Here is a 13,301-nt window from a genome sequence, read left to right as displayed (position 1 = left end):
CCGCCCCCACCGCTCCGGCCCCGCCCAGCGGGCCCGAACCCGGGGTTCGGGCCCCACGTGGGGCCGCCTGTAGCCCCAACCAGCGAAAACGACATAAAACCTGAAAGCGGGTGGCGTAGGGGTTGCGGAGGAAAAATCCGGTGGGGTTGTTGTCGAATCCGCTTGACCACCTCGGCGAGGTCGAGCGTGGATGCGTGGTGCCCCGCACGATGCGGGGCCGCAAACCGTATCCGTGCAGTTCACAGGTGGTGGGGAGGTGGGTGGGGTGAGGTCGGATACTTCGGTTCGGTTGGACGAGGTCGGCCAGTTGCCGGTGGTGTTGGGCCCGGTCGAGGCCGGGCGGATGCTCGGCCTTGGCCGCACGACCACTTACCGGCTCCTACGCCAAGGTTCCTTCCCGGTGCCCGCTCACAGGGCGGGCCGAACGTGGCGGATCCCCACCGCGGGGATCCTGGCGCACCTGGGCTTGGAAGCCTTCGCCACCTCGGGTGGGTGTTCGCGGTGTGGTGCGCGTAGCGACCACGGGATGGAGGGGGAGTCGTAGATGGCTTCTCATCAGGGACGGGTGTTCAAACGGTGCGGGTGTCGGGATGAGAACTCCGGTCGGGCTTTGGGGGTGCGGTGCCCGAAGCTCCGCCGTCAGGGCAGGGCGTTCAACCCCCGCCACGGCGACTGGGGCTACCAACTCGAGCTGCCCCGAACCGTTGAGGGGAAGCGGCGTCAGGCCCGCCGTACCGGTCTGGAGGGCCAGGAGCAGGCGTGGGAGGCGCTGGATCACCTCAAGGCCCTGCTGGACCTGGCCCAGGGCGAGGGGGATGTGGAGGTGCAGATCGCGGACCTGATCCAGAACGCTCTCAAGGCCCGCACCCCGTTTCCCTCGGTCGAGGAGGTGCGCAAACGCCTGGGGACGGGGGCTGATGTGCGCAAGGAAGCCCCCACCGTGGGGGCCTACCTGAAGGCGTGGATCCAGGCCAAGCCGGACCTGGCCGAGGGAACCCGAACTTCCTATCAGGGGCACATTCGCAAGTACCTGGTGCCCCACCTGGGCCAGGTCCGATTGGACCGGCTCAGGTCCAGCCGGGTCGAGGCGATGTTCGAGTGGATCGAGGCCAACAACGAGCGGATCCTGGAAGCCCGCGAGTCCCAGGAGGCGAAGGTGCGGGCTTCGGTGCGGGGCCAAAGGGTGGTGAGCTTGTCGACCAAGCACCGGATCCGCGCCACGCTTCGCAGCGCCCTGTCGGATGCGGTGCGCAGCCCCGAAGAGCCGGTGAACGTCAACGTCGCCTCCCACGCACGCCTGCCGTCCTGTCCGAGGAAACGCCCTTTGGTGTGGACACCGGGACGGGTGGAGCGCTGGGCCAAGGACGGGACGGTGCCGGGGGAGGTGATGGTGTGGACCCCCGAGCAGACCCGCACCTTCCTGGAACACTCGAAGAAGTACGTGTGGTTGCACCCTCTGTTCCACCTGGTCGCCGTCAAGGGACTACGCCGGGGCGAAGCGGTGGGCCTGCCCTGGGCTAACACCCGGCTCACCGACGGTGAGGCTGATATCCGCACGCAGGTGGTGCAGTTGTCCTGGACCACCCTCACCTCCACTCCGAAGAGCGAGGCGGGCCAGCGCACCATCACCTTGGACGCCGACACGGTGAAGGTGTTGCGGGGGTGGAAGAAGTTCCAGAATCAGGCCCGGCTGAAAGCGGGCCCGGAGTGGGTGGCCACGGGGCTGGTGTTCACCCGCCAAGATGGGTCGGGGTGGTTGCCCTCGCACGTGAGTGACTGGTTTTCCCGCATCGCCCAAGCAGCGGGACTCCCGCCGATCACGTTGCACGGGCTGCGCCACGGGGCGGCCTCGATGGCGCTGGCCGCGGGAACGGATGTGAAGGTGGTCTCGGCTGAGCTGGGCCATTCCACCGCCCACTTCACCCAGGACACCTATCAGAGCGTGTTCCCGGACGTGGCCAAGGCGGCGGCCGAGGCCACCGCTGCGCTGTTGCGCGGGCCGTCGGTACCGGCTGGGTCGGGGGGTTTGGTGCCGGTGCGGTAGCCGGTTCAGGGGAGCACACCAGGAGCCATAGGAAGGGCTCAGGCCCCAGGCGAGTAGACGGGTTCACCCGTCCTGGCCTGGGGTTACCTCATGTCCGGGGGTGGCCGACCATCGGATCAAAGGTCCGCTCGAGAATCTTCGAGACCTCAAAGTCTGCTTGAAAAACTTGGTGGTTCTTCTCGGGAGTACGCTCCGACAGTTGCTTGGTGGGTGACAATGAGGTTTCGGGCCTATACATCACCTGACGGAGTGCTCATGGTCGACTGGAGTTTGCTGTCTTTTGATGACCCAAAGACAGAGGCTGACTACGCTGTGTTGAGGCCTTTGGGGCGCACGACTGTCGGCAAGTCCTTCCCGCTGAAGTTCGGGTCAAGTAGCGACGTAGGAGCACCAGCTCGCACGGTCTGGCAAGTGATCAGTGAGACATCTGAAATAGTTCCTGTTCAAAATGGCAAAGAGGAAGTGGCGGAATTGCACCAGAGTCCAGCGGGTCGTGTGCAGGTAAAAGCTAGGGTTGTTCGGGACCAAGGGCGTGTTGTTGAGCTCAGGTTTGAGAGGGTTCGCGGAAAGGTGGGCGGTGCAACGATTGAGAACATCCTGAATTTGGATGAGCAGGCAGTTCAGAGGCTGGCTGATCTATGCCTTGTTCTTAAGGGGATCGACCCTACGGGTTCTGAGACGCTAAGGTTTGACGAAAACCTGCTAAGTGCAGTTATGGCCGACCCTCAAGCTGTTGCTGCTGCATATGGCCGTGACCCGGAGCGGTTTCGTCTGCTAATTGAGAATGATGTTAGCGCTGAGGATGTAGTTGCTATTGCCTCCCGTCGCAAGGCCTTGGATGAGTTTGAGAGCCTACTGAATGACCCTGATGAATTTGAAAGTCGTGTTGAGGGTGGACGTAGGGAGGCGGTTTGGCAGCAGTTCTTCGAGTCGAACCCTTGGGTTCTAGGGGTCGGTCTGTCGAGTCATCTTTTCACTGCATGGGATGAAGGGAAGCTAGAGAAGGCAGTGGCTGGATCTAGCGTTGCCCGCCCTGGAAAGCGTGCAGATGCCCTTCTGACGACAAATGGAATCGTTAAGTCTCTTGTTCTTGCTGAAATCAAGCTGCATGATGATCCTCTGCTAGATAAGAAAGAATACCGTTCGGGTTGCTGGGCCCCTTCTTCTGAGATTGCTGGCGGAGTGGCTCAATCTCATATTACGGCAGACAGGGCACGAGAGGATATTGGCGATTGGCTGGATGAGCGTGATGATGAAGGTTATTTGAATGGTGATCGAGTTTACGTGGGGACACCAAGATCATATCTTGTTATTGGTAAGCTCGCGTCCTTGACGAGAGAGGGAAGGGCTCATCCAGACAAAGTTCGCTCCTTTGAACTGTATCGGCGCAATATGACTCATCCTGAGATTGTCACTTATGATGAAGTGCTGGCGCGTGCCCGATGGAGTCTGGAGCGAGCAGAGGAGCAGCGTATTAGGTGGGAAGGAGAGTAAGATTACTTGTAGTAGCCTGCCGGACGATCGGCTGTCAGTGCTGACGTGACCTCAGGGCGGGGTCGAGAAGTAGCTTCTGCGATCGTGTCACGGAGATCAGCAGTGTTGTGAAGGTTTGGTGACGCCCCGGTGAGCCAAACTGTAGGAGGCTCTCGGTAGTCGCTGCCGTTGCGACGTAGTCGCGAGAAAAACGACATGGTCCCAGTATCAAATCCCCAATCGCTTGCCTTGTCCCAGCCGGGCAAAGGTAGATGTAGGACAAAGTCTTCGTAGAGCCGCGCTCCCTCGCCCACATAGAGGGCTGTCATCCTATGCCATCGGCAGTGCGCGTCATCCCCCTGCACCAGCAAGACGCATTCGTCAAGAAGTGCCGGATTGCCTCGACACAGCCTCTTGCGTTGATGTTCTCGACAGTAGAGACGACCGTCATAGACGAGAGCCGGGCATTGGTCGCTATCCGGCGTGGGTGCCATGCATCGGCTAGCGAAAGTTCTTCCTCGGTGGTTGTTCTGAAAAGAACCTGAAAGCAGTTGTTCGTCGATTCCGCGGTGGATTCGCGCAACGCTTTCGTCCTTGGCTAGTCCTTTAAGTCTGTAGACCGTTCCCTGGCGCGCGAGAAAATTTCGGTATTCGTTGTGTGACAAAGGTGGTTTTAGGAACCAGGAGAGCTCCTGTTCATCTAGACGGCGCTCAGTGGGATCTTTGATTTCTTTCGAAGCGAATCTCAAGCGGCGATCCGTGATGATCTTGAGCCACAGCTCGAGGGTGAGCTCGCAGTCGTCCGCGATGGATTGATAGGAGTATCGCTTCTCGGCATCCGCGATGTTCTTGATCCCGCCGTGTGCTTGAGTCCGAGACTGCTGCTTTGCGCGGCTACGCAGGCCGTGTGCCTGTGCGAGAGACGTGAGGTCAAGCCCAGATGGCTGACGGAAGCCCCCTGTGAGCACCTGTCGTGCTGCGTACAGCGTATCGACTGTTTTGGGGATCAACGGAGCGAGGTTGAAGCGGTCGGCGTAGGTTCGCAGGCATCGGTAGTCGCTGTCGAAGAGATTGTGGCCCAAGATCACATCGGCGGTATCGAGGATGGCTGGCAGCTTGTTCAGGGCATCGTCGCGTAGTGTGTGAAAGGCGGTCTGTACCCACTGTCCGTATGCTGCTGGCACGCCGTGCGTTGCCCGTTCAACCATGAGGACACCGACGACGTCGACATCCCATTTTTCCGGGAGCTTCTGCCCACCGACTCTGGCGTAGTCCACGTCGAGCACGGCGATGGTGTGCGGCATGGTGTCCGGGAGTGGTCCAGCCACCTCAGTGCGGTAGACCGGCGGGCACTTCCCGTATCGGTCCACCGCGACGATTTCGGGGTCTGGTGCGACGATGGGGGTCCAGGACGCCAGGGCCTCTGGAGTTGCGTATGTATGGTCGCCACTCCCATCGGTCTTGATCGAGTGCGCAACGCACCAGGTGTATCCTCGGCCTCGCTTGTCCATTTGGTCTGGGTCGCCAGCAAGATCTTGGACCGGGTAAACCCAGATGTAGACGGGGACCGGTAGGTCAGTGCGCATGTACCAGCCTGGTTGCATGGGCGCGCGAGGTGCGTCCCGTTCAGGCACGAAGTCTGATGAGTAGCCTTCGGGACGTTCACCGCTGAGAACGAAGAACGGTTCTCCGCTCTCCTGGGTAACCTCGATCAGTCGCCGGAACGCCCATCCCCTGGATGGCCATACCGGTCCCCCAAGCGTGATCTCGGGCGGTCTACTTTCTGGGGCTGAGTACCTCTTCCTAGATCCGGGGGCTTTCCTCGATTTCTTGCGCTTCTTCGGCATGCGCGGAAGGTACCAACCGTCTACGACATCCCCCGTGGTGTCGTAGTTGAGGTGGTTAGACTGGCCCGTCAGTGGCCAGTTCGTCCTGTTGTTGTCACCGATTGTGGCGTGGGAACTCCTGGCAGGGGCTTCAGTGAAATCGGCCGTATGTGGCCTGCAGGGCGCAACAGGGCGTGCCCATTCCCGGTGGAGCCCTGGGCACGTGGCCGCTGCCGGGGCGGCTGTGGGGCGCTGGTAGGCGGACGCGGGGGGCGTCCCAGCCCGGGTCACCAGGGTCACGCCCCGGCAAAGTGCTCCGGGAGGTCGGCCCCCACCTGCACTCACCTTGTACTGGGGAGCACACCAGGAGCACACAACCCCCGAAAACGCCGCGAGGGCCTCGGTTGAGGCCCTCGCACACCCCTTCTGAACTGGGGTTTTGTGGCGCACCCGGCAGGATTCGAACCTGCGACCGTCGGATTAGAAGTCCGATGCTTTCGTGCCTGTACATGCCACGGGGTGCCGTTTCGTCCCAATCCATCCGATCACTGCTGTCGTTTCGTGTCAAGGGGTGCCGTCCGGTGACGTCCCGGTCCAGAACTGCGGAGCACAAACGGAGCACGCACGCCCTGTCTGCGGCGTCCGATGGCACCTCGCGAGAACCTCGGCCGGTTTTCGGTTCTCTGGGGTCATCCGGTTCGAACTGGGCGGATGTCCTCTACCGGCCATCACGTTCGCGATACCGGTGGATGCGCGATGATGGCCGCCCCCTGTAGTTTCCCGGGAAGGTTCAGGCCGATGCCCTCCACACCGTTGTTCTCCACCTACAGCCAGGGCGAGAACCGCGTCACCTCCTCCATGCTGGCCGTCTTCGAACGCGCGGGGCTGTCCCTGACCGAGACGATCCTGGCCAAGGCCTCGGGAGAGTCCACCCTGGAAACGGTCGTCTTCACCAACCAACCCGCCACCGGCCAGGGCACGATCCCCGACGCACGGATCGCCGCAGACTTCACCTACCTGTTCGAGGTCAAGACCGCCCGCAACGCCATCCAGGACCCTAAACAGCTCACCGGCCACTTGAAGCGCCTCGACGAGGAACAGGGGAGAAGGACGTTGAAGGGGAAGGGGTTCGTGTTCGTGCTTACCCCCGACCCGGTCCGCCCCCGAATCGTCGAGGAGTTGGCGGACAGGCGGCTGGTGTGGTTCAACTTCGCCGCCCTGCACGACGCCATCACCGCGGTCCTGGACGACACCCTTCTCGCCCCTTCCGAACGGGACCGGTTCCTGCTGCGCGAACTCCAGGCGCTGTTCGAGGCCGAAGGGCTCATCTCCCATGACGATGTGGTGGTCGTCGCGGCCGGGATCGCCTACGGCGAGTACCTGGAGGGCTCGGCCTACATCTGCCAGCCCGGCCGGGCCTTCCGGGAAAGGTTGACCCACCTGGGCTTCTACGCCCAGCAGGCCATCCAACCCCACCTGGCCCGCATCCTCACCCGCCAGGACCACGTGCCCTTCACCCATGAGGAAGCACAGCAGCGGGAGGGCAACGGCGGGCGGGACGCCCGTATCGCAGACCTGATCCGCTCCTCGTTGGAGACCGGGGCCCGTGAGGAGGGTAAAAAGTACATGGTGTTCCTGCTCTCGGGGCCACAGGATCCCGAGACCGTGGTGCTGGAGGTTCCGTTGGTCAACGACACGGTGGCCGCCTCGGGGCGCCCATGGGCGTGGACAATGGGCCAGAGGTATGTGTCCCTGGCCGCTCTGCGCAAGCCCGGGGTGCGCACCACCAGCGATCTGGGGACCTCCTAAGCCTTCCGCATCGGCCAGGAGAGCTGGTGTGGTGCTGTGCGACACGCGGGCTGACGGTTACCTTCCGCCTTCGCACGGGCGGTAGGCCTGCCCCGCAGGGGAATCCGCCTAGATCTGATGCAGAGAGGCCTATCTGCGCTGTCGGTGCTGGGCTCGGCGCAGGCGAGCGCGCACATGCTCGGGTAGATCGATGACCAGGACTTCGACGCTCAGGTCACGCAGAGCGGCTGCCGCCCATGAGCGTTTACCGAGAAAGGGCCGGGCCGCTTCCTGATCGGACAAGCAGAGCACCATGCGCGGCCTGGGGTAGAGCGTGGAGGAGATCCATACGAGCTTCAGCGCGTCGGACAAAACCTTGTGGCGCTGCGCGGACTTGACGGCCCCCTGGTGCGCCCACGCCTCCACGAGCACGGTCAGGTCCTGGTCGGCTCCGTCGACTTCCACCCGAACCCCGGTGGGCGTGAGGATCTTGCGGGGGTCCAACCGGGTTCCGAGCAGCGCGCCGGCCTCGTCCAGGATGATGCGTTCGGCCTGCTGCTGCTCGGTCGAAGCACCGGGCGGTATGGATGACTCGGTCGGTTGTGTGCCGCCGATGGCGTTGACGATCTTGCCCTCAGGGCCCTGGTAACGGTGCAGGCGTCCCTCGCTCGCGAGCTTTCGACATGCCTGATTGATGCTCTGACGCGGGGACACATCGAGTTGTCGCGCGAGTTCGTCGTCATCCCATCCCCGTCCGCTGCTGCTCAGGAGAGCGATGACACGCTCGGCGATCGTCATGGTGGGCTCCTGGAGGCGGGGGTGTGGCCGGTGAGCGGGTGCTGTTAGGGGGAAGCCAATCAGGTGGAAGGTGGGATGCGCAGCTTTTTCGACGCACGGTTGCTCTGGAACCGCTGGGCTGCAGGGTGTACGGCTGGATGGCTACGGCGCTGGACGTGGGGAGCGCCTCCTGACACGTCCGGGAGCAAGCTGCCGCTGAACCTGGAGCGGTAGGTAGCCAGTCGGCGTAGTACCTCGTTGCTGACCGCACAGGAGACGACTGAACACACCGCCCGGTGGGTGAGCCGGGAGCTGGCCGACCGGGCCTGGTTGAGCGTGGTGCACCTGCCCAAGTACGCACCCGAGCTGAATCCGGTCGAGACGCTGTGGGCACACCTGAAGGACCATCTGGCGAACCGGGCGTTTCGGAGCTTGGACGAGCTGGAGCGGGTGATGCGGTCCCATCTGCGCTCGGTCCAGCGGCAACCCGGGTTGCTGCGCGGATTCATCCGGTCGGTCGGCTTAGAGCTCATCTCAAAAGCCATCGACATGCTTGGCCAGGTGCTTGTAGCAGATAAGGGTGCAGGCGATACCGAGCATGGCCAGGAAGTTGGAGGCCTTGCGCTCCCAGCGCACGTTCAACCGGCGGTAGGAGCCCAGCCAGGCGATGGAGCGCTCGATCTTGTACCGGTGCCGACCCAACCGTTGTGAGGACTCCACGCCGGGGCGGGCAAGGCGCACCCCGATCTGACGCTCGCGCAGCCAGCGGCGCCGTTCACGGGAGTGGTAGGCCTTGTCGCCGTGGAGCTTGGCCGGACGCCGCCGTCGGGGGCCTCGACGCGAACGCACCACCGGGATGCCCCTGACCAGGGGCTTGAGCGCTTCGCCGTCGTTGACGTTGGCCGCGGAGATCGCACAGGTCAGCGGGAGGCCCTGGTTGTCGCACAGCAGGTGGAGTTTGGAGCCGGGTTTACCCCGATCAGTGGGGTTTGGCCCTGTCTTCTCCCCCTCTCTTAGCGCGGATCGACTGGGAGTCGACGGTGGCCCGCGACCAGTCCAGTAGGGCGCGTCTGCCCAGTTCGTCCAGGACTGCTTGGTGGATGCGGGGCCACAGGTTGGTCCACACGTGGGCGGCCGGTCTTCGGGGCCGGTGGCAGCAGAGGCTGGATGATCTCCCAGAGCCCATCGGGCAACACATCGCTCACAGCACGTGCTCATGCCAGGCTCAGGGCCACCTCGCAGAGCTTTTGAGATGAGCTCTAAGAGTTTAAATCTGACACCACTCTGCAATTTTTGCATGAATTTTTATTTGGGGAATTCTGTTGTGCGCAGAATCGACACGTCCAATGTAGCTCGGCCGATTCTTCAGTGCTGGACTTTCCTCGGACCCACAAATCATTATCTCGGTCTAGTAGTTTCTTGAATTCACCGCTCGGGTCGAGGTCACTTCGGAACTGGAGCGCTTCCTGGAGCGCCTTCCGTCGGGCCGGTTCAATGGCCTCCACAGCCTGAGCGGCTAGCTGTACGCCTTCTGGGCTGACTAGGAGGGCGAGGAAGTAGCACTTGAAGGCGCGCAGAGGGGGCCAGGTGCTTCGTTCCAACTCGAAGAATGCGACGGTGTCCCAGGTGGGTTGAGTGTTGGCGAGAATTTGAAGGACTGACGAGGAAATCCAGTGAGAGTTCGCGTGCATACACTCAAGCAAAATATTCTGGTGGTTCGCGTTCAGTGATTTTAGACCTAGGGGCTTCATGCGCTCGAAGCGGCGGCAGCTGATCACCCACCAGTCGGGTGGGAAGCGAAGGCCGTTGGTATCTTGCTCCCGAACAAGTTTTGCTTCGGCGGCAGCTCGATCCAAGTCGATTTCGTAGGCTGTTCCGAGTGTTTCAAGCCATTTGCGGCGCAGTGTTGCATCGTCCCGTTTGAAGGCGGCCTGAAGGTCAGGGTTGCTAGCGTTTAGATATCCAGTTGAATAGATGAGATCAGATAGCTCTGCTAGGGACCACCGGTTGCGCTTGTCTAGGGCGGTGTTGGTGTCTCCGAGCGAGGATATATCGTCAAGGATATTGATCTCAAGTTCTTGTTTGTTTAGGGATTCAAATATGCCCTCGAAAGGATCCTGGTCTTCCCATTGCGAAGTTTCCACGCCAATATTGCGTAGTGCTGAACTTATTTTTTTGCTGTCCATGTACGAGACGCGTTTGGAAATTTGGTAGATCTTCTCGCTGGTGCCCTCTGATAGCTGTGTCAGGAACCCAGTGGCTCGGAGGGCCACTTCCTCAATCCCTCGATCAGGAGTCCCGTCACTTGTGAAGGTAAGTACTTGGTCGATCTCGATCGGGTCGATTTTTTCGGGCAGGTCGCGAGCAAGGACCTTCGCGACAACCTCAGTTTCATCTGGCGTAAGCGGTCGATCGTCGGATTCGGCATCTGCTAAGGAAATCCAAGCTTTCGCGATGGATTTATGTTGCGTAGGCAGGGTGATTTCGGCTAGTTTTTCGTCACGCTGAATTCTCTGCGCGTTGTCCAAGTTCAACGAGCACAGTTCCTCAATCAGGGGCCATGATGCTGGTCCCCCATTATGACGGCTCGCGAATAATTGACTCAATGGATGATCGTCACGGATCAAGCGCTTGGGTAGCTCTTTGATGCCGGACTCGACTTCGATGGCGTGCTGCCCCAGCTGCTGCAGCAACGAACCGATTTGGTCGGGCGCCATGTCCACCGCACCCGACCGGACAGCTGCGGAGACAGCCAGGGTCGCCTCACTCATAGTTTCCCCGAGATCGAGAAGAAGCTGAACCATAGCTGGATTGAGGCCAAGCGCCAAGGCAACGACTCCTTCTGAGTCGTAGTAGCGGATGGCCTTGGAAGCCCATTCCCGCAGGTCCGTTTCAGGGCACGATTTCGTCCACAGGGCGGTCGCGACTTCTGTGAAGACACGGCTGCGACTCGTCAAGCGATTATTTTCGTCAATTACGAACACTGCGACATGGGTATCCCAGAAAGCCAGAACCTGGTCGGAAAGTTCTCGTGCCTGCGCACGGGAGAGGCTCCAGCCATTAGAATCGACAAGCATGTCAGACAGGCTATCCAGCGCTTCAGTACGGGAAGGTAGGGTGTCGCGATCCTCCATCAGCCGTCCGAGTACGACGAATCCGTCGAGAAGCATGTTTGGTGTCAGATCACTTGCCCATTTTCCTTGGGGCGTGCCGCTGAACCGTTTATGCTCCCACCGCTTCACCGATTCTTTGACAGCTTCATGCAGAAGTTCTGCCCGCTGTTTTGGGACTGCCAACTCTGACGTGGACCCGACGATGAGAGCAACCAGTAGCGCGAGCTGTGGTACCTGCAGCATCCCGGCCTGATTTTCACGAGCATCACTGAGCCAGTTCCGTCGGATTCGAAGCCACTGGCGTCGCTGTTCGGAGTCAGAAACCCGTACTTTGGCGCACTGAGTTAGGACAGCGTCGATGGTCTGATCGAGGTCACCGGGCCGGTCCAGATTCACACGCTGCAATCCAATGCCGGCCGCAGGAATCTCGGCACTCGCCCGAGTGGCAACCACAGCCGCTACGGTCGGGGGAACGCTTGCAAGAAGTGTTCGGATCTGATCGGCCATCCAGGGCGCTAGGTCTAGACACTCATCTAGGCCATCGAGAAGGAGGATGGCGTCGCCCTTTTCGATAGCACTGCTTAGAAACTTTTCAACCTGCTGCACTCCGGATCTCGGCCCACGTATGGCAGCCAATGCCACAAGGTCTTCGAGTATTACAATATGATCAGGATGGCGTGGGAGCAGACCTGGCAGATGGACTGGGACGGGTATTGGCGCATCGGGATCTGTGGCACACCATCCGGCTAGCTCCCGCATCGTCAGAGTTTTTCCGGATCCTGGTGGCCCGACCATGAGTATCCGACGGTTGCGCCGCAGTACCATCCGCAGCTCCCTGTCGATACCGTGCTTATCCTTCGGGTTAGTAACTCTCACATTCGCAAGAAGATTCTCAACTACAATCGGTTGGAGATCATCGGCAAGGAGAGTCAGATCTACTCGACCAATAGTAATGGCCAGAGTGTCCTTGTACGCAGCTATAGCTTTCCTGTAAGCTGCAGCTTTCGCTGCAGATGTACCGTTTTCGTCAGCATGGACCACGATGTCTCGTGCGGCGATAGCGCCGACAAGTTTCTCTGCATCGAACCCGAGGGCACGTCCCGCCCAATCATGTACGCACTCCGAAATTGCGCTCACTGCACCGGAACCAGCATGGTTTTCAACCAATTGGTCCATCATCAAAACCAGGAGCGTCCGACCATCGTTACTAGTTGCGGTTCTCGGCAACTCGACAATTCGTGCCCTTTGATATATTTCGGCACGCTTTTCGATGGGAACATGGTCATGCAAGCGTTTCAATGCAGTTTTATGTCGCTTGCTGCTCGCGGCCGCCCCGGAGCGAATCTTGGTGAGTGCATCGGAAAGGTCTCGGACCCATTCAACCGTCTCTTCGCATACAAGAACGAGCAGATCATTGTCGCTAATGTGCTTATCGAGCTGAGCAACCCAACCATCGACGGTGTCGATGAAGGGTTCACCGTACTTGGCTTTCCGTTTAGCGGACACGAAGGCACGACTTCCGTCGTCAAAAGATAAAACGATGTCGTCCGTCGGGTCGGGAGTCTCGAACGCGACATGGATAATGGCCTTGTAGTTCTCCAGCGCCTCGACAGGCCTAGTCGAGAGCATGTGGACCGCGAAGTAAGTGGCTGCGTTGCTTCGTGCGACGCTTCCAGCTTCGTTGGCCTGTCCCGCAGAGCTCATGCGCTCATTCTATTGGCTTGGATGCTTCCAGGGGCACCACGTTGTGTCATAGGGGATGGAGGCGTCCCCGGAGTTTCCAGGGGTCGAGGCGTTGGTCTGGGGCAATCGTGCCTTGCATGCGGCAGGGGTGAGTCCACCGTGAGTTAGCGGAGTGGTCGTGGGCTCTCTTGGTCTGGTCCTGAACTCATGTTCGCCAGTCATAGGCGGCCTTCCAGGTCGTATGACGGACTGCGGCTGGACTGCTCGCATCAGGACAGCTTCAGGGTGCTCTGGCTCGGACCTAGGGTCACAGGACGGCAAAGTGCTCCGGGAGGTGGACCCTCACCTGCACTGACCTTGTACTGGGGAGCACACGAGGAGCACACAAGCCCGAAAAACACGGCGAGGACCTCGTTCGAGGTCCTCGCGCACCCCGTTTGACCTGGGGTTTTGTGGCGCACCCGGCAGGATTCGAACCTGCGACCGTCGGATTAGAAGCATCCGAATCAGGATGTCGCTCTGTGCCGCGTCGTGTCGCCCGCTGACGTACCGGTCCAAAACTGCGGAGCACAAACGGAGCACACACGGCCCGTTGGT

7 protein-coding genes, 1 tRNA gene and 2 pseudogenes are annotated in these 13,301 nt (G+C 60.7%); 5 read left to right on the top strand and 5 right to left on the bottom strand.

The window, feature by feature from the left end; translation table 11 throughout:
* Window positions 1-190: 190 nt before the first annotated feature.
* The 3 genes from DSY14_RS29280 (at window position 191) to DSY14_RS18545 (ending at window position 3,538) form a co-directional block, all read left to right on the top strand.
* Complete coding sequence (locus DSY14_RS29280) at window positions 191-544, top strand: helix-turn-helix domain-containing protein (protein WP_211717853.1); 354 nt, start codon at window positions 191-193, stop codon at window positions 542-544.
* Complete coding sequence (locus DSY14_RS18550; RefSeq protein WP_211717852.1) at window positions 545-2,044, top strand: site-specific integrase; 1,500 nt, start codon at window positions 545-547, stop codon at window positions 2,042-2,044.
* Window positions 2,045-2,299: 255 nt separating this feature from the next.
* The gene (locus DSY14_RS18545) at window positions 2,300-3,538 is read left to right on the top strand and encodes a Shedu immune nuclease family protein (RefSeq protein ID WP_211717851.1); all 1,239 of its coding nucleotides are present in this window, start codon (window positions 2,300-2,302) and stop codon (window positions 3,536-3,538) included.
* Between the two features lie 2 nt (window positions 3,539-3,540).
* Here the strand turns inward: DSY14_RS18545 and DSY14_RS18540 are convergent, their stop codons facing one another.
* Both DSY14_RS18540 and DSY14_RS18535 read right to left on the bottom strand, forming a co-directional pair.
* Window positions 3,541-4,821: a hypothetical protein gene (locus tag DSY14_RS18540; protein ID WP_211717850.1), complete on the bottom strand. Its 1,281-nt coding sequence runs from the start codon at window positions 4,819-4,821 to the stop codon at window positions 3,541-3,543.
* Between the two features lie 964 nt (window positions 4,822-5,785).
* Window positions 5,786-5,866, bottom strand: a tRNA-Arg gene (locus DSY14_RS18535).
* A gap of 275 nt (window positions 5,867-6,141) precedes the next feature.
* Here DSY14_RS18535 and DSY14_RS18530 point away from each other — a divergent pair.
* Window positions 6,142-7,152, top strand: a complete 1,011-nt coding sequence (locus tag DSY14_RS18530) for a hypothetical protein (RefSeq protein WP_211717849.1) — start codon at window positions 6,142-6,144, stop codon at window positions 7,150-7,152.
* 129 nt (window positions 7,153-7,281) lie between these two features.
* On the opposite strand, the gene DSY14_RS18525 is transcribed toward DSY14_RS18530, so the two are convergent.
* The gene (locus DSY14_RS18525) at window positions 7,282-7,929 is read right to left on the bottom strand and encodes a hypothetical protein (protein ID WP_211717848.1); all 648 of its coding nucleotides are present in this window, start codon (window positions 7,927-7,929) and stop codon (window positions 7,282-7,284) included.
* Between the two features lie 237 nt (window positions 7,930-8,166).
* On the opposite strand from DSY14_RS18525, the pseudogene DSY14_RS29275 reads away from it, so the two are divergent.
* Window positions 8,167-8,340 (top strand): annotated as a pseudogene (locus tag DSY14_RS29275) (transposase); the annotation flags it as partial.
* Between the two features lie 102 nt (window positions 8,341-8,442).
* Here the strand turns inward: DSY14_RS29275 and DSY14_RS18515 are convergent.
* Window positions 8,443-9,113 (bottom strand): annotated as a pseudogene (locus DSY14_RS18515) (IS5 family transposase).
* A gap of 54 nt (window positions 9,114-9,167) precedes the next feature.
* Complete coding sequence (locus tag DSY14_RS18510; RefSeq protein WP_211717847.1) at window positions 9,168-12,725, bottom strand: NACHT domain-containing NTPase; 3,558 nt, start codon at window positions 12,723-12,725, stop codon at window positions 9,168-9,170.
* Window positions 12,726-13,301: the final 576 nt, after the last annotated feature.

Source organism: Nocardiopsis sp. MG754419, from assembly GCF_018207095.1.
GTDB lineage: Bacteria > Actinomycetota > Actinomycetes > Streptosporangiales > Streptosporangiaceae > Nocardiopsis.
Note: the sequence above shows the minus strand (reverse complement) of the source record. Positions and strands in the feature narration are given on the sequence as shown.